The 19,008-nt window shown below is 41.0% G+C and carries 14 protein-coding genes; all 14 read left to right on the top strand.

Features of this window, described 5'->3' with window-relative positions; translation table 11 throughout:
* Window positions 1-5: 5 nt before the first annotated feature.
* Window positions 6-626 (top strand): RNA polymerase sigma factor, encoded by a 621-nt coding sequence (locus tag RIC88_RS12875; protein ID WP_350217953.1) that lies wholly within the window; start codon window positions 6-8, stop codon window positions 624-626.
* 129 nt (window positions 627-755) lie between these two features.
* The gene (locus RIC88_RS12870) at window positions 756-1,775 is read left to right on the top strand and encodes a FecR family protein (RefSeq protein ID WP_350217952.1); all 1,020 of its coding nucleotides are present in this window, start codon (window positions 756-758) and stop codon (window positions 1,773-1,775) included.
* 165 nt (window positions 1,776-1,940) lie between these two features.
* Window positions 1,941-5,186: a SusC/RagA family TonB-linked outer membrane protein gene (locus tag RIC88_RS12865; protein WP_350217951.1), complete on the top strand. Its 3,246-nt coding sequence runs from the start codon at window positions 1,941-1,943 to the stop codon at window positions 5,184-5,186.
* A 20-nt stretch (window positions 5,187-5,206) separates the two neighbouring features.
* A complete protein-coding gene (locus RIC88_RS12860) occupies window positions 5,207-6,559 on the top strand; it encodes a hypothetical protein (protein ID WP_350217950.1) in 1,353 nt (450 codons plus the stop codon).
* Window positions 6,560-6,642: 83 nt separating this feature from the next.
* The gene (locus tag RIC88_RS12855; protein ID WP_350217949.1) at window positions 6,643-9,108 is read left to right on the top strand and encodes a fused MFS/spermidine synthase; all 2,466 of its coding nucleotides are present in this window, start codon (window positions 6,643-6,645) and stop codon (window positions 9,106-9,108) included.
* A 241-nt stretch (window positions 9,109-9,349) separates the two neighbouring features.
* Window positions 9,350-12,775, top strand: a complete 3,426-nt coding sequence (porU, locus tag RIC88_RS12850; RefSeq protein ID WP_350217948.1) for a type IX secretion system sortase PorU — start codon at window positions 9,350-9,352, stop codon at window positions 12,773-12,775.
* 69 nt (window positions 12,776-12,844) lie between these two features.
* Window positions 12,845-13,588 (top strand): AraC family transcriptional regulator, encoded by a 744-nt coding sequence (locus RIC88_RS12845; protein ID WP_350217947.1) that lies wholly within the window; start codon window positions 12,845-12,847, stop codon window positions 13,586-13,588.
* A gap of 65 nt (window positions 13,589-13,653) precedes the next feature.
* The gene (locus RIC88_RS12840) at window positions 13,654-14,499 is read left to right on the top strand and encodes a sterol desaturase family protein (RefSeq protein ID WP_350217946.1); all 846 of its coding nucleotides are present in this window, start codon (window positions 13,654-13,656) and stop codon (window positions 14,497-14,499) included.
* Window positions 14,496-14,879 (top strand): DUF2147 domain-containing protein, encoded by a 384-nt coding sequence (locus RIC88_RS12835; RefSeq protein WP_350217945.1) that lies wholly within the window; start codon window positions 14,496-14,498, stop codon window positions 14,877-14,879. Before RIC88_RS12840 ends, RIC88_RS12835 begins: the two co-directional genes overlap by 4 nt.
* A gap of 616 nt (window positions 14,880-15,495) precedes the next feature.
* Window positions 15,496-15,906 (top strand): DoxX family protein, encoded by a 411-nt coding sequence (locus RIC88_RS12830; RefSeq protein ID WP_350217944.1) that lies wholly within the window; start codon window positions 15,496-15,498, stop codon window positions 15,904-15,906.
* Complete coding sequence (locus tag RIC88_RS12825; RefSeq protein ID WP_350217943.1) at window positions 15,903-16,319, top strand: sulfur reduction protein DsrE; 417 nt, start codon at window positions 15,903-15,905, stop codon at window positions 16,317-16,319. Before RIC88_RS12830 ends, RIC88_RS12825 begins: the two co-directional genes overlap by 4 nt.
* A 109-nt stretch (window positions 16,320-16,428) precedes the next feature.
* Complete coding sequence (locus RIC88_RS12820) at window positions 16,429-16,830, top strand: Fur family transcriptional regulator (protein ID WP_350217942.1); 402 nt, start codon at window positions 16,429-16,431, stop codon at window positions 16,828-16,830.
* A gap of 43 nt (window positions 16,831-16,873) precedes the next feature.
* A complete protein-coding gene (locus tag RIC88_RS12815; protein ID WP_350217941.1) occupies window positions 16,874-17,182 on the top strand; it encodes a DUF6660 family protein in 309 nt (102 codons plus the stop codon).
* Window positions 17,183-17,274: 92 nt separating this feature from the next.
* Window positions 17,275-19,008: efflux RND transporter permease subunit (locus RIC88_RS12810; RefSeq protein ID WP_350217940.1), on the top strand; the 1,734-nt coding region annotated here is incomplete at its 3' end.

The following is a 19,008-nucleotide window of genomic DNA, read 5'->3' as shown; positions in this document are numbered from 1 at the left end:
ATCAAATGGGCGAGAAAAAAATATATCCTTTAGATGTACATAAAGCTTCATCTTTGAAAAAAGGCAAGCAGAGATTTTCTGATAGAAAAGATGAAGAAATTTGGCAAGCCTATTGTGCCGGAGATGATGAAGCATTCGTGTATATCTATAACGAATATGTCCACCGATTATTTACATTTGGTGTCCAGTTTGCATCCAGGGCCATCGTTCTGGATGCAATTCAGGACCTTTTCTTGTACCTGAAACAAAGGCAAGGTAAAGAACAACGAGTGGAAAAGATTAGGCCATACCTGTACAAGGCCTTGCATCGTACGCTCATGTCCATTCTCAAAAAAGAAACACGACTAAAGTCGTTTGAACCGTCGAATGACCCTCCGGCCAACTGGGCGATAAGCCTGACCAGTGATGTGAAGCTTATTGATGAAGAAAATACCAAGATCCAACGTGGAAGATTAACCAAGGCTCTTAATCAGCTATCTGAAAAGCAAAGACAAGCTATCATTCTTTACTATTATGAAGGGTTCACGTTTGAAGAGATCAAAGACATTATGAATGTGAGTGACAAAAGCTCTGCCAGAAAGTTAGTTGGGAGAGCACTGGATTCTATGCGCCATATATTCGTTTAGTATTTGTAAATAATTCGGAATAATGTTCTTTTTTTCATTAAATAGTTGAAGTAGGAATTCTTTTTCTTCAAAAAATGGACACTTTCATTTGGTTTATTCTACTAGATAGGTAGAAACGCATGAAAACCAATGAAATACCGTGACTACAGCGTAGTTGATTTTGTTACAGATGATTTTTTTGTTGCTTGGGTGAAGCACCCAAATGAAGAATCTTCTCTATTTTGGAATGAATACATTATCTCAAACCCTGGCCAACGTCAGGTTATTTCAGATGCCAGATCGCTTGTTTTATCTATTTCGTATGCGAAACCAGAACCTCTAACGTCAGACGAATATTTAGAGACCTTAGAAAATATAATTAAAGGGGCCCCTCGATCTGGTTTTAGGTGGAAGAAGATTATGCTTCCTGTAGCTGCCACAGTAGCATTGATTGTTGCATTCACCTTGATATTACGTCCATTTAATGCGGCAGATGCATCTCCTGCCAAAGAAAAAAGGGTAATAGTAACCAAAGAAAACCCACGTGGGCAAAAATCCATATCCATTCTTCCAGACGGTACTAAAATTCATCTGAATGCAGAAAGTGAATTAATCATCGATTCACTTTTTGGGCATAGTGAAAGAAAAGTTTATTTGACCGGCGAAGCTTATTTTGATGTCACAGAGAATAAGTCAAAACCATTTGTTATTTGGACTAAGGAATTAAAGACCACTGTTTTAGGTACCTCCTTCAATATCAGATCTTTTGAAGATGAAGGGGAAGCAAGTATAGTGGTTGTTAGCGGTAATGTAAAGGTATCACATTCCATGGGTGATTCTTACCAGCTTAGACCCTATGACCTTCTCAGGTATGAAAAAAAGAATAACCGGTTTAAAGCGGACAAAATCAATAACCTAACCAGTCATGTTGGTTGGAAGGACGGGATACTCACTTTTGAAAATGACACCTTTGATCAGGTGAAAGAGAAAATAGAAAGGTGGTATGACGTAATTATTCAGGCAGATTTTGGTCACGAAGCAGGAGGGCTGTATTCTGCCAGCTATGACAATAAATCGCTCATAAAAGTATTGGATGGTTGGAGCTATACCTCCGAATTTTCTTATAAAAAGACTAAAGACAATATCATAATATTAACCTTAAAACCCTAACGTGATGGATGCATATGATACAAGTTAAAAAGGAGTTCGTCATCCAATAAGGATGACGAACCAAAATGGGATTGAGGCATACATCTCCGTCTGCAAACAAATTGATAGTCTACCTCAAAAACCCTGAGCATTGATAAAAACTATGTTTTACCAATAATTAAAAGTATGAACAAGTATATACTAAAACAAACGATAGAAATGTCAAAGACCATGTTTTATGCTTTACTCGTAAACTGTCTTCTTAGCATGACAGTCTATGCAGAAAAAGCTAATGGCCAGGTTAGTTTAAAAGAGATTCCGCTTTCAATTTCAAGTGATAACGTTGAATTGAAGGAAGTGTTCAATTTTCTAAATGAGAAAACAGGATTTTCTTTTTCTTACAATGACAGCAAGGTTGACTTAAAATCAAAAGTCAGCGTCCATATTGAAAATGGGTCATTGTTGGATGCTTTAACGTTGCTTTCACAGCAAAAGGCATTGAATTTCAAACGAATAGACAATAACATCCACGTGCAGCGAGCAAAGAAGAAGTCTGAAGTTGGAGTTTTTGTGATAGAGTTGATTCCGGTTAGTGGAAGAGTCACTGACAGTGAGGGCAATGGTCTTCCCGGCGCAACAGTTGTTATAAAAGGAACAACCAATGGAACAACAACGGATATAGATGGAAATTTTAATCTTGAGGCCGAAGAGGGTGAGACATTAGTGATCAGCTATCTGGGTTTTGAGACCGTTGAAGTTACTGTGGGGAATCAACAAAATTATAATATCGTTTTAAACGAAGATGTGAGTAACCTTCAGGAGGTAGTAGTGACAGCAACAGGAGTACGAAGAAAGGTTGAAATTGGAAATAGCATTGCTCGACTGGATGTGGATGAGGATGTCAAAGTAAGACCAATAAGCAACGTGTCTGACTTGTTACAAGGACAGGCATCCGGTGTTCAAATCTTCGGAAGTGGAGGATCAGTGGGAATGGGTTCAAGAATAAGGGTCAGGGGATCAAATAGTGCCTCATTGTCCAATGAACCAGTTATTTACATTGATGGAGTGTTAATTAATAACCAGCCCAACTCCATTTCTTTTGAAACCGGAGGTCAGTCGCCTTCCAGATTGAATGATATCAATCCGGAGGATATTGAGTCGATTGAGGTAATAAAAGGCCCATCTGCCGCTACACTATACGGATCAATAGCTGCCAATGGGGTGATAAGGATCACAACCAAGAAAGGAAAAAAAGGCAAACCACGATGGACAGCCTACACGGAAAGAGGTTTTGTAGAGGATGTAGGGAACTACCCTGCCAACTACCAGGCTTATGATGCGAGCGGCAATCCGGGGTTTAATTTTGAAGCAGCGGAAGGTAGTTTTGTTCCTACAAGAGTAGAATCTTACCAGCCATTAAATGATTCAGAAACATCTCCGTTCAGAAAAGGCCAGTTGTTTGGATTTGGTGCCAGTGTCTCAGGGGGTAGTGATGCCCTGACCTATTACCTTTCAGGTAACGTAAGTGACAATGAGGGGGTACTTCCGGTAAATAATATCAAAAGGATGAATTTTCGTGCAAACTTTGGTGCCAAAATTACCGAAAGCTTGGAGGCAAATTTCACTAGCGGATACACCAATAGCGACCTGGAACTTCCACTAAATGATAACTTTTCATTGGCCCTTATGGCACAAGGTCTCAATGGTACAGCTGATCCGGAAGTCAATGATGGATGGGGTGAATTTACGCCGGCAGAATTATTTACCATAGATACTAGACAAAGGATCAATCGATACACTACAGGCCTTAACTTAGAGTGGACAAAAGTTGAAAACTTAAGAATAAGACTTGCAGGGGGTATTGACTACACTAATAGATGGGATACCCAGTTTTTTCCGACCGGTAAAGCTCCGGATTTTCTTAACTATGATGAAGGAGCTCGATTTTCAAACAGGTTTAATGAGTTTGTGTACACCCTTGATGTGGTGGCCACCTATACGAATAAGCTGTCATCTAGTGTCGGCTTAAGATCCTCTGTTGGATTTCAATACCTTGGAAATCTATCCCAAGGGACATTAAGTACTGGACTTCAATTGGTTGCGGGGAGTAGCTCCATTGCCGGTGCAGCCACGACTTTTAGTACCGAGGAAACTATTGAACAAAGAACTGCCGGTGTTTTTATCGAAGAGCAGGTAAGTTTTAATGAGCGACTGTTTGTTACAGGTGCTATTCGTTCAGACAGAGGTAGTTCGTTTGGCTCAGCACTGGATGCTGTGGTTTACCCGAAAGTGAGTGCTTCGTGGGTTCTTTCTGATGAGTCTTTCTTCAATGTCAGTAACGATATAGTGAGTTCACTTAGGCTGAGAGGAGCTTGGGGAGCCTCGGGTGTACAACCAGGTACAAACGATGCACTAAGGTTTTTTAATCCTATAGCTGCCACTGTAGATGGAGGAAGTGATGTGACAGGCGTTACGTTTGGGAGCGTGGGTAATGATGAATTAAAACCTGAGCGTTCGCGGGAAGTTGAGTTTGGTTTTGATGCGGCTCTTATTTCCAATAGAGTGGATCTAGAGGTAACTTATTTTAATAAGCAAACATCTGATGCACTTATTTTTAGACAACTTCCACAATCATTAGGAGTTGGAACAGGCCGATTTGAAAACCTTGGATCGGTTCAGAATAAGGGATTGGAAGTGTCTATGAATGCAAGAATATTTGAAGTAGGGAAAACAGCTTTCGACTTAAATTTTGTAGGTGCATTTTTGGACAATGAATTGAAGGAGCTTGGAGAGGGAATTGAACCAGTAATCTTTGGACAGCAACGTCATGTTGAAGGTTATCCGCTGGGAGGTTATTGGGATGAGCCTTATACATTCAATGATGCCAATGGAGATGGGTTTATATCCCAAAGCGAAGTTCAAGCAGGGACAGAGGTTGTTTATTTGGGTTCCCCGTTCGCTACTACAGACGTCTCATTTATGCCTTCACTTAAATTTTTGGATGGACAATTGGAGTTGAGGGGCTTACTCAATTTCCGTGGAGGACAGAAACTTTATAACAACACAGGATCCTGGCGAAATGGAAACAACAATACCGATGAATTAAATGATCCAAATGCCTCATTGGCAAGTCAGGCTAGGGCGGTTGCTTCTAAATTTTTAGGTACAAATGCAGGATATATTGAGGATGCGTCTTTTTGGAGACTAAGAGAAATTTCACTTACCTATAGTCTACCGAAGACCCTTATTAGCAATGCAGGGTTAAGTCGGGCGAGCCTTACGCTATCTGGTCAAAACCTTGGAGTATGGACAGATTATTCGGGATTAGATCCTGAAATAAGCTCCGTTGGACAAGCCAACTTCACGACAGAAGAATTTCTAAGCCAGCCTCCTGTAAGGATGTGGAAGGCTCGCCTCAATCTGACATTTTAATTAATCTAAATGATACTATTATGACTAATTATAAAAGCAACAAAATGAAACGAGCGATTAGAAATAGCCTTGGGTTAATTGGGCTACTGACTATGCTGATTTTTGGTATATCGTCATGCGATTCGATGCTGGAGGTAACAGATCCTGATATTGTTACACCGGACAATTTGAATAGTGAGGCCGGGATTGCAACGTTAAGGGCAGGCTCTTTAGGAGATCTGGCAGTCGCCATTAGTGGTTCGGCGGCTGGACACGGAGCGACTACAGGACTTATTATCTTGAGTGGTCTTATGGCAGATGAATATGACTATAGCGGCACATTTCCAACAAGAAGAGAAGCTGATACCAGAATCGTTCAAAATACGAATTTTGATATAGACAGGGTATATGGAAACCTTCATCGCGCCAGGGCATCAGCTGAAGCTACAGTTGACCTTATTAATACTTTTGGGGGATTTGATAACACCAAAAGTGAGATGGAAAGTGTAGTAGGGTATGTTTATATCCTTTTTGCCGAAACCTATTGTTCCGGGATCTCATTTAGTAAAGCACCTGCAGATGGTGGTGATCTGATATTGGGGGAACCCCAAACAACAGATCAAATGTTTCAGGCTGCCATTAATTGGTTTGATGATGCAATTGCTGATGCCACACCTGGTTCTGACCTTGAGTATCTAGCTAGAGTGGGTAAAGCCAGGGCTTTATTAGGCTTGGGTCAAATCTCTGATGCAGCCGACGAAGTTTCATCAGTGCCTGATGATTTTGTGTACAATGTAGAACACTCTGAAAATAGCCTAAGGCAGCAAAATGGGGTGTATATAATGAGTACGGTAAGGAGGCAATTTTCCATTGCAGATGGAAAGGGAGGAAATGGGTTAATGTATAGAAGTAGCAACGATCCACGGACTCCATGGGAGGACAATGGAGCGTTTGGACAGGATGACATTACGCCATATTACAATCAACTTAAATATGATGATGCAAGTGATCCTATTGTTTTTGCCTCCGGTATCGAAGCAAGACTGATCGAAGCGGAAGCTGCCGCACAGGCAACTCAAAACGCGACGGTTGAGAGCATTCATACTGCACTGAGAGCGACGATCGGATTGCCGCCAGAAGACCTGTCTGGCATGACCCAGAATCAATTACTAAACTATCATTTTGCAGAACGAGCTTTTTGGTTGTACAGTACGGCTCATAGACAGGGTGATTTACGTCGATTGGTGAGGGTTTACGGCAGGTCTGTCTCAGATGTTTTTCCGACGGGTGACTACTTTAAAGGTGGATCGTATGATTCCAATGTAGTTTTCCCGGTTCCTCAGTCTGAGGCAAATAATCCAAACTATGTTGGTTGCCTTGATACCAACCCATAGTTTTTCATTTATAGTAGGTTTAACATTTTAAATGAAGCTTAAGGGGTCTTAATGACCCCTTTTGTTTTAATTTTTACTTAAGAATGGAAAAAAAAGTAATCCTCAACTCCCTTTCACATAGACCCATTGGACTCCTGTTTTTTTTCTCGGGAATGGCAGGTTTGGTAATGCAGGTAGTCTGGATGTACAAACTTGGGATTGTTTTTGGCAATGCTTCCTATGCCGCTGCAGCAACCCTCGCTTCTTTTTTTCTCGGGCTGGCCTTAGGTGGAAAATATTGGGGTAGCAGATCCTCAAAGGTGATACGTCCTCTCAGGCTTTATGGATTGCTAGAGTTGGGTATAGCATTATCGGCCCTTTTGTTGATACCAGGACTGAAATTTTATGAAGACATCTATTCAGATGTGGTATTGCTGGCAGGGGACAGCAGATCTTTGCTTACCCTCATCAAATTCTTCTTTTCCTTGCTTGTTCTATTCGTACCTACGGTACTAATGGGGGGTACTTTTCCGGTTTTATCACAGTTTATTGGCAGGACGCATTTAGCTTCGAAAGGCACTTTACTCTATACACTAAATACCCTCGGAGCAGCGGTTGGTACTTTTTTGGCCGGCTTTTTTTTGTTCATCCAATTGGGGGTTCAAAACACCTACATCGTATCTATTTGCCTGGCCGGTATCATAGGCATCATGGCTATTATTCTCGACTTATATACGGTAGCTCCGCCATCCACTAACCAACCATCACAAGCTAACCCAAAGACAACTTCAGTCTTGAGCATTACACAGTTTCATATAATAGCGTTTGGCTCAGGAATGCTTGCTCTGGCCGTCGAAACGGCATGGATCAAGATGTTTACACAGGTTTTGCAAAACTCAGTATATTCATTTTCGATTGTTTTAGTAGTATTCCTTTTGTCCCTGGCAATAGGTGGGGCCTTTGCTCATTACCTGGTGAAACGATCCTTTAAAATTCAAAACATCATATTCTTTCTACTGCTATTTTCAATACTTTTAGTTGGTTGTACGCCCTGGGTTTTTGAATTTATGACCAATGGTCTCTCTTATGTTGGGTTAACTGCTGCATGGACAGATTATCTGATTTCAATATTTTTTCTTAGTCTGGGGGTGATAGGCATTCCAGCCATTATACTCGGCACCTTATTTCCATACCTCATCAAATCAAACTCCCTATTTAATCTGGTACCCGGGAAATTCATTGGTAGGATGGTTTTTCTCAATTCACTCGGGAGTGTAGTTGGCCCCATATTGTTGGGGTTTGTGCTTATAGAATTGATTGGTGTATGGGTCTCCATTAAAGCAATCGCCATCGGGTATGGGGTTCTGCTTTTCTACTTTCTTATGTCTTCCGGGATTGGCTACTCTTCAAGAAAGATCACAGTGTCAGCTTTTGCCACCGTTGCGGTCTTGTTTTTCAGCTCTCCACAGGTAGTTCGGTTATCGGAATCAGAGCAGTTGTTGGGAGTCTGGCAGTCTGCCGATGGTATTGTAACTGTGGTAAAGTCTGATAGCAACATAGATATGAGATTAAACAATACCTACATTCTTGGAGATGCTCAGTCAGCGCTGGTGGAGCAGATGCAAGCCAACATACCGTTGCTCATTCATCCGAAACCAGAGAAGGTACTTTTCCTCGGGATGGGTACGGGGATTACCGCCGGAGCTGCATTGAACCATGACGCTAAACACGTAGATGTAGTTGAAATTGTGGCAGATGTGGTTCCTGCTGCAAATAAATATTTTTCAGCTTGGACCAATGACCTGTATACCGACGATCGGGTGAAAATCATACATGATGACGCACGTAATCATTTATTAGGGACTAAGGAGGTATATGATGTCATAATTGGTGATTTGTTCTCTCCCTGGCATAGTGGAACAGGAAGCCTGTACACCCTGGAGCACTTTCAGATGGTTAGAAGTAAGCTGGATTCAGGTGGTCTGTTTGCACAATGGCTTCCCTTATATCAGCTCACTCAGGAAAGTTTTGAATCAATAGTGGCAACCTTCAGCAAGGTTTTCCCAACCACCACGTTTTGGCGTGCAGACTTTTCAAGTGAAAAACCAAGCATTGCCCTGATAGGTCAAAGGACAAATGCCAGGCTTAGAAACGAGGTGCTTTTAAAAAATATAGAAAATGTAGTGAGTGATGAAAAAAGTACAACACTTCATATGGCAGGACTTTTTTACCTGGGCAATATTGAAGCCATTCGTTCCACCATAGAAAATTCACCGATAAATACAGACGATAAACGAACAATCGAATTCATGGCACCAATTGCCACCCAGCAAGCGAACGCTGGAAAGGCAACCTTTCTGACTGGGCCAATGCAAGCGCAACTTTATCATAACCTTAGGAAGGTACTCCCAAATAAAGATCCATATCTCTTTAACATGCCTGCGCAAGAACTTTCATACATTGAGGTTGGTCATTTGTATTTCAATTATTTACTGCTACAAAATGAAGATGTAGAAAAAGCAGACTCGATCCTAATGGAGATTAGAACTTTAGCTCCGGATTTTTTGTAAAAGAAATTTGAGGTTTTTTGGGTTTGATTACTTTAAAATATTCAATTATGACTTTTAGACTAGTAATAAATAGCACAGTCATGTTCGTAAAAAGACTACTTAACAATCGATAATATGATCATTAAAATGTCTGTATTTTCCATTGTATATGAATTTGATTTACTGTTAAGCTTATTGGAGAATTCAGTCTTGAATCTCTCTATAAAAAATAATTTTTTGATTTTAAAGCCAACAGCTATTCATGAATAAAGAAATTATTATAGCACTGACCCTAATATTACTGACTTTGGCAGTACAGGGTCAGAGTGTGTTTTCTAAAGGTTCGTGGTATAAGTTGGGCGTTACGCAGGGTGGTATTTACAAGTTAGATCGTGACTTTATTGTCAATGCACTAGGTATTAATATTTCAAACCTGGATGCTAATACCATTAAAGTTTACGGGTTTAATGGTGGTATGCTTTCGCAGGAAAACAGTGCTACCTGGTACAACGACCCTCCGGAAATACCGCTACTTAGAAGAGGTACGCAAGATGGAAAGCTTGATGTAGAGGATTACTTCTTGTTTTTTGCTCAAGCCCCTGATAAGGCAAAGCTAAAAACGAACGGGGCACTCGACTATGAGAAAAACCTCTATTCAGATACCGCCTATTATTTTTTAACATTCGGTGGGGATGCAGGATTGCAGCTGGAGAATCTTGAATCACAAAATGAGGGTGCTCTAACTATCAACACTTTTGATGACTACCTCACTCACGAAATAGATGAAACCAATATCCTGGGTTCGGGAAGGGAATGGTTTGGTGAGCGCTTTGGGGGGTCTAGTGGACTTTCCAGGCAGGATTTCAACTATGAGATACCTGGTATTCTGGATTCGGTAGGAGTTTTTACCCGCCTGATTGGTCAGTCCGAATCTCCTGGTTCTTTCGAATTGTTACTCAATCAAAGCACTCTTGGAACCGTAGCGATTGATTCCATTCCATCAGTCTCTAGCTACAGCGATTTTTCTAGGGTAAGATATACTTTCCGCGGTACGGAAAGCTATGGTGTGTTTTCAAGAAACAATTTTTCTTCCAATGACTTGAGACTTACCTTCAGATTTGATACAGAGGCCAGCTCTTCTGGAAGAGCTTATATTGACTATTTCATACTAGGTTTCAAAAGGAACTTGCAGCTCTATGGTAACCAAACACAATTTAGAACCACCCTGTCCGTAAGTAATGCCATTAGTTATCAGATCCAGAATACCGATCCTGATGATGTGTACCTATGGGATATCACCGATCCTGTAACCCCAAAAAATCAGCAATTTTTAAAAGCCGGTAACTGCATCCGCTTCGGATCCGTGCAGGATACACTGCTAAATGAGTACATCATTTTTAGTGGCAGAGATTTTCCCAATCCAACCTTTTTCGGAGAAGTGACCAATCAGAATATTAAAGGACAAACGAGTATAGATGGCGTCATCATTACCGCACCGGTCTTTCTCAATGCTGCTGAACGGCTGGCGAAATTTCATGAAGGTAATGATGGATTGTCTGTGACAGTAGTTACTACCAATCAGATTTACAATGAATTTTCCGGTGGCAGACAAGATATTTCAGCTATTCGAAATTTCATCAGATATGTTTGGCAGAACGGTGGTCGACTGAAGTATGTGCTTTTGATGGGTGATGCCTCGTATGATTATAAAAACAGGTTGAACAACAATACCAATTTTGTGCCAGTATACGAGTCCAGGCAATCATTCCACCGACTTTACAGCCATTCCTCTGACGATTATTTTGGGTTTTTGGAGGATGAAGAAGGCTATTGGGACGAAGGCGTGCTGGAGCTTTACAACGGCACTCGTTTCCCGATAGGTTATACCGATCACACCCTTGATGTGGGAATTGGCAGACTACCGGTAAAAACCCCTAAAGAAGCAGACGATGTGGTAAATAAAATCATCAGGTATTCCACCAGTGTAAATGCACTGGGCAAGTGGCGGTCTGAGGCGGTGTATATGGCTGATGATGGCGATGGTGCGGTACACATGAGACAGTCAGAGACAGTCAACAAAATTGTGAGAGAGGGATATGCCGAGGTAAATGTGGGTCGACTCTATCTTGACAATTTCAAAACTGTGGAATCCATGCAGGATGCTTTTCTGGATAAAATGACTGAGGGCGTTCTGATTCTGGACTTTCTTGGACATGGCAGCCCTTCCGCACTTATGCAGCGAAATGAAGAGAATAGGTTAAAAACAGTCATTACCATACCACTATTGGAAGAACTAAAAAACAGACATAGGCTACCTTTGTTTATGACCGCCACTTGCAATTTTGGTCAGTATGACAATCCCATCTTTGTATCTGGTGGGGAAAACATGATGCTTAACCCGAATGGTGGTGCTATTGCCTTGCTCACAACTACACGTGCCGTTTTCTCTTCCACTAATCTACCGTTAAACGAAGCGTTTCAGGAGGCAGTGTTATCCAAGCAAAATGGGCGCTATCCCAGGCTTGGAGACGTGATCAGACAAACGAAGAACAACAGCCTGGCGGGACCTATCAATAGAAACTTTGCCTTAATGGGTGACCCAATGCTGATGCTAAATTATCCCGGGTATGAAATAGTATTTGACGAGCTGGAAAGTGAAACAGATACCCTAAGTGCATTAGAGAAGGTGACGATCTCGGGTAAGGTGTTTGACAATTCGACAGAGGCAACCTATTTTAATGGATCCGCCATTGTAACCGTATTGGATATTCCGCGAGAGCGCTATACTTTGGGGTTAGACAACAGCCCTTTCGAATACCAAGAACAAGAAAACGCTCTGTTTCGAGGAGCAGTCTCGGTGACGAACGGTGCATTTGAGGCTACCTTTATTATGCCGAAAAACTCCTCATACAGATATCAAAACGGAACAATTACGGCTTACGCTTTCAGCGAACAAGACAACATCGATGCATCTGGCGCTTCGAGAAATTTTGTATTGGGTGGTACTGACCGTGATGCGGTACAGGATACCAAATCCCCCTCTGCACAACTCTACCTAAACGAACCTACTTTTAAAAACGGTGACCTAGTAGGATCGAACAGCCTCTTTATTGCTAAACTATCCGATGAAAGTGGGATTAGTATAAGCACCAATGGGTTTAGTCAAAGTCTAAAATTGGTACTTAATGATAAAGAACCCATCATACTCAATGATTTTTATACCGCAGATCTTGATGATTACACCAAGGGAACCATTGTTTATCCCATCCAAAATCTGGAACCTGGCTATTACATGGCGGAGTTAACCGTTTGGGATACGTACAATAACTCCTCCAGTTGGCCTATTGAGTTCAGGGTATCTGATAAGCCTCTCTTGAATTTGTACGATGTAATTAATTATCCCAACCCTGTATCGTCCAATGGAACCACTACATTCAGTTTTGAACATGACAGGATCGGGGAAGAACTTATTGTTTCCATTGAGGTATATGATACCCATGGTCGCAGGGTAAACAGCTGGAACAATACCTTTGATGATAGCCCACGAAGAATAGAATATATGAAATGGAATGTAACCAACTACTCAGGACAGCCTATAGGAAAAGGTGTATACTTCTTTAGGTTGGAAGTCAGTAGCACTCTTGACGGGGGACGGGCCTCAGAAGTAAAAAGAATTGTAATCCGATAATTAATCCATAATTGCAAATCTTTGCCCACGAATTCAGAAAAAGTGTTGGATTTGGTTAAAAAACACTAAATGAATACTTTCAGAATTTACTTTCAAAATGGGATTGGTATCTATACCGGTAAGGTGTTAGAAACAAAGCCACATACGCACCATGCTACAGAGATTATATATGGGTTAGAGGGAAACTTTAAAGTGGCTGATGCATTGAATATAGAGCGGGAATACCAGTTATCACTAATACCCCATGACATTAAGCATCGTTTCATAAATACGTCAAACATCACACCGATTTTCATTTATTTAGACCCGTTTCATTATCTGACACAGCAGCTTGCACAGAGTTATTCGTTGGATAAGGAAATTGTAAGTGTTGATAATCTGCCCCGTTCATCAATCATGAAAGACATTCGATCCTGGGTCGATGGGAGCGACATAGACATTATTTTGACAATCACACAGCTCATCCATGATTTAGCAAGTCATGAACCCCATACCATCAGCCTCGATGATAGAATTGTAGAAAGTATAAAGCACATAAAAGCCTCATTACATTCAGGAATTAGCCTGGCTAATATGGCTGAAAAAGTTCATCTTTCAGAAAGCAGATATGCTCATCTTTTTAAAGAGCAGGTAGGGATTCCATTTAGAAGATTTGTATTATGGACTAGGCTTCAGACAACAGTTGAAGCCATCATGAATGGGAAATCTCTTACGTCTGCGTGCTATGTGGGTGGTTTTGCTGATCTGCCTCACTTTTCAAAGACTTTTATGGACATGTTTGGGGTTTCACCCTCCAGTGTGTTGAAAGCTTAGCAGGTTTATACAAGCTATCAATATTCGAATTTTTCATTTTTGCAGAGTACAAAATGTAAGCAGATATGAAAAAAATCTTTCAATTCAGTATCTATCCGGTTTTTATGATCTCTGCATGGAGCCTGATACTTTGGGCTATGCAAACAGGCATCAATCAATACTTGGCGACAGTCCCTATCATTACATTCTTCGGTGTAATTGCTCTATTTCTGGAGAGATTCATGCCCTTTGAAAAAGAATGGGTAAATGGAAGAGATTGGAACCTTGATTTCACCTATTACATCGTCAATTATCTAATCAAAGTGTCTGCTCAGCTTAGCTTTATTTGGCTATCAACTTATGTTGTTTTTTTTGATTGGTTCCCCATTGACATACCCTTTTGGGCGCAGGTGCTTTTAGCCCTGACGATCATAGATTTTTTCTTGTTCTTCGTTCATTGGCAGAGTCACAAGTACCAATGGCTCTGGAAACTGCATGCTATCCACCATAGTTCAGAGCGTTTATATTTTTTGAATGGAGAAAAACGCCACGCCATCCATCAGATTTTAGAGGGTGGACCCGGAATCATTGTATGTCTTGTAATTGGTGTTCCTCAGCCCGTGGTAGTAGCGGCATTGGCACTATTGGCAATCAATATGATGATGCAGCATACTAATCTAAATTATAAGGCTGGAGTACTCAAGAAGCTTTTTTGTGTTGCTGAACTACACCGATGGCATCACCGCGCAGATTATGAGGATGCGCAGGTAAACTATGGAGCGTGGCTTACGGTTTGGGATTATTTGTTTAAAACCAATTATGATGATCCAAAGATTTACAAATCAGAGGATATTGGTGAAATTGGCATTGAGGAGGAACCGAATTTTCCAAAATCCTATATCACTCAAATGGTGTATCCGTTTAAGAAATGAGGATCAAGCTAATTTCTATACTACTTCTTTACATGGGCCTGACAGTAAATACAATAGCACAAAAAAGACCAGATAGCATTGTTGGAAAATGGGTCTCGTCTGATGATGTCCGGACAGTTCGCGTTTTCAAAGAAGATAATACGTACAAGGCTGATATTATTAAGTCCAATAATCCAGACGAGATTGGGAAACTGATCCTTTGGAACCTTGTTTATGATGCTGACGCAATGGAATGGAACAATGGACAAATCAAGCTACCTGGGATGGCACATGAGGTGGAATGTTATATCAAAATGATGAGCTTGGATTTAATAAAAATCACAGGATATCATGGTTTAAGAGTATTAGGTAAATCGGAGCTGTATTACAAGAGCCAGTAATTCTTGAGACTCAATAATTCGATTGGCACCGAGTGATCAGCTGGCAATCACGAAAGGTGCAATCATTCTAATCCACCCTTTACAGAACCCTCAAAACCTTTGAAGACAAGAAATCCGGTAATTCACATTTACTTCAAACTTTCCAAATTTTTATTCGTTATTCAAATCTGATGTTTTTCAAAGCTTCATTAAATAAATCCACATTCTACGTATTAGGCTTAAGTCTAATTTTATTAATAGCCCCGTGCCAGGTACGAAATTTTATTCAAGCCCAACTTGAAGTACCTCAAACGAAGGTTTTTAATAAAAACAAAGCGACAAATTCAAATGTTGGCTGCTACGGAATTACGGAAACTGTTCTGAGTGAAGCAAAAATTGGATCATCTAAGAGTGTGAATCATCACTTGATTTTTGATGGTAGCAATTGCGTTCTGTCTCTGTCCATCAAAACCCTGATAAAGTATGACACATTCACTTCGTCATCTTCCAATGCTGCATCTGTCGCTTTATATATTTTGTACTCAAGTTTGAAAATTTGTTTTTAGCTGATTGAACCAGGTACTGTGATATAAATGTCCATTCAGGACTGATATTCAATCAATAAAACAAATTCAAAATGAAATTTCAATATTCAAAAATTGAAGTGGACTATCTATCTGTAGTCACACTTCGCATAATGCTTAGCCTCATATTTATCGTGGCGAGCACAAATCATTTTTTCAACACAGATAAGGTAATTGCACGCATAGAAAATGCCAATTTTGGGAGTATTGGTTATCTATTGGGATCTCTGCAAGTTTCGGTGATTCTATCAGGCATTATAATGTTGGTAGCTGGGTTGGCTTTATTATTTGGCTATAAAACTCGGTATTCAGCTTTAGCGCTGGTTGCTGTTTTGATTCCAATCACCCTCACAATTCAGGTTGGGCAATTGGCTACAGTAGGTCCTCTTTTTAAGAACATTGCCATCATGGGAGGCCTTCTTTTCTTCAGTATTAATGATAATTTCAAAAAACAAAAACAATGAGAAATTTAACAATAGCACTAACAATACTATTCGTGACAGGTGCAGAAATAGCAAATGGCCAAAGTATTCAAGATGCCAAAGACAACTACCTGGTAATTTCTAAGAATATTCAGCAACTAAAACCTATTATTCTTACCGCCCAGGATTTAGAAAAAAATGGGGGGCAGTCATTCGGAGAATTTCATTTTTTAATCTGCGGTAAAACGGTAAAAGATATAGGAGGAAATGAAGCATTTAGGGAGTTACTGGGGAAAGCACGCAAGCAAAGAATACAAGTGTTAGTCTGCGGTCTGTCACTGTCAAAGTTTGATATTAGTATTGATCAGCTTCCTGATGATCTCACCATTGTTGACAATGGAATACTCCATGCTTTGCAGCTTAAAAAGAAAGGATTTATAACGTTAACTATTTAAGTGTGCTACCGTTCAAAATAGAACTCTTATTCTTCTCAGAAGGATAAGAAAGTTATAGTCAGGTTAAACTGCTTAACCTGACTATTTTAAGACATTTACTTTTTAAATCATGCTCGAACAAAAACTTGAAAATAGAGACATCAAACCAACAGCCATGCGGCTGTTAGTACTCAGAAAGCTCGTAGAATCAGGGGCTGCCATAAGTCTCAGTGACCTGGAAACAAAATTTGAACGGGCAGATAAAGCTACGCTCTACAGAACCCTCAAAACATTTGAAGACAAGAAGCTCATTCACAGTATTGATGATGGAACCGGTGCGGTGAAATATGCCCTCTGCGAAGAAGGCTGTGAATGCGAACCGCAAGACCAGCATATTCATTTTCATTGTATCAAATGTGGTGAAACTTATTGCCTAACTCAGTCTAAAATCCCTCAAACAAACATTCCGTCCGGATTCAAGGCAGCCAGTGCCAGCATGGTGTACAAAGGCACATGCGCGAACTGCTCCTAAACTTTGCAAACAAGTTGCACTCCTTTTTCGTTATACTTGCATAGTGAAATTTTCCGCATTCATATTATCGCTGTTTCTGTTAGGGCTATCGGTAGCACCGTGTGCGGATGAAACCACAGCAGATAGCATCGAGGTTTCATACGAACAACCTGGTTCGGATCAGGACCACAATGAATCCGAAGATTTATGTTCTCCTTTATGTGTTTGTCATTGCTGCCATTCACATCTTGTCGTTCAGCAAACTTTTATAAGTGAATTAGGTATCCTTACATTTCCTCTCCAGGGAAGCACCTATACAGATCCAATAACATCAGGATTTGTCGGCTCACTGCTACAGCCACCTCAGGTTTAATATCAGTTTCATAAGGACAACTCCGTCCAACTCGATCCTACTCTAAAGGATCGAAACAGAATCATTTTAACTGATACTAAATCATTTCATACATGATCAATAAAATCATATCGTTCTCGATAAAGAACAAATTCATTGTGGGCTTACTCACACTTGCACTCATAGGTGTGGGGATCTATTCCATGTCAACGGTCAATCTGGGTTCCGTCCCGGATATCACCAATAACCAGGTGCAGGTGATGACGGTTTCACCCAATCTGGCTACTGAAGATATCGAGCAGTTCGTCACCTATCCGGTCGAGTTGGCCATGGGTAACCTTCCGGGAGTAGATGAGATTCGCTCTGTTTCAAGATTTGGCCTGTCGGTGGTGACCATCGTCTTTGAAGATGACATGGGCACCTATTTGCCACGCCAACTGGTGCAGGAAAAACTGAACGAACTCCAGGAGACCATTCCCCAAAAATTCGGAAGTCCCACTATGGGACCAATTTCCACAGGTTTGGGGCAGATTTACGAATACACCATCCAACCTCAGGAGGGTTTTGAAACAAAATACTCGCCAACAGACCTGCGCACTATCCAAGACTGGATTGTAAAACGACAACTCACGCTACTGGATGGAGTAGTTGAAGTCAACTCATTTGGGGGTTACATCAAGCAATACGAGGTAGCCATCAATCCTGAAAAACTCAACGCACAAAAAGTTAGCATATCGCAGGTATATGAAGCACTAGCGAGAAACAATGTCAATACCGGAGGGGCTTATATTGAGAAGAATCGAATGTCCAACTTCATAAGAGGAGAAGGATTGATTCGCTCATTAGACGACATTCGAAAAATTGTTATCAAAACCGAAAATGGCATTCCTGTCACGATTGGTGATGTTGCTTCTAAAGTCCATTTTGGACACCAGGTACGCTATGGTGCATTCACACAGGATGGCCGTGAATCGGTGGGCGGCATCATCATGATGCTAAAAGGCTCTAACCCCAATGCGGTCATACAAAATGTGAAAGAGCGAATGGAAGAGGTCGAGAAATCGCTTCCTGAAGGATTGGAAATCAATACCATCATTGACAGAAGTGATCTTATTTCCAGAACGACCAGTACAGTGCAAACCAACCTGATCGAAGGAGCACTCATCGTCATATTTGCGCTCGTCATTCTATTGGGAAGTTTGCGTGGTGGTATCATCACGGCCACTACTATTCCACTTTCACTGCTTTTTGCATTCATACTGATGAAGCAATTCAATGTCTGGGCCAACCTGATGAGCTTGGGTGCCATTGACTTTGGAATTATTATAGATGGTGCGGTGATCATCATAGAAGGAACGGTCTATGAAATCCAGAAACGCATACGCTCTGGTAAAATTAAGTTCAACCAAGGTGTCATGGACGAGGTAGCTTTTGAGTCCGGAAGCACCATGATGGGTTCTGCCTTTTTCGGTCAGATTATCATTCTCATTGTGTTCGCTCCGATCCTGTTTCTGACAGGTGTTGAGGGTAAGATGTTCCAGCCGATGGCCTACACCTTTGGTTTTGCCATGATTGGTGCCATTTTCCTTTGTCTGACGTACGTGCCAATGATGTCAGCCTTATTTATGAAGCCCATCCAAAACAAAAAGAACTGGTTTGGGAAGTTTGAACGCTGGTTGGAAAAGGTGAGTGACAAAATAATCGGCGGTATTCATAAGGCATACCTGCCATTGCTAAAAAGTGCCCTCCGTTTTAAGGCTATCGTAATCATTGTGGCTATTGTGCTGCTGGGAGTTGCCGGATTTACATTTTCGCGTATGGGTGGGGAATTTGTCCCTCAGCTGGAT

It is taken from the genome of Ekhidna sp., from assembly GCF_040220215.1.
GTDB lineage: Bacteria > Bacteroidota > Bacteroidia > Cytophagales > Cyclobacteriaceae > Ekhidna.
Note: the sequence above shows the minus strand (reverse complement) of the source record. Positions and strands in the feature narration are given on the sequence as shown.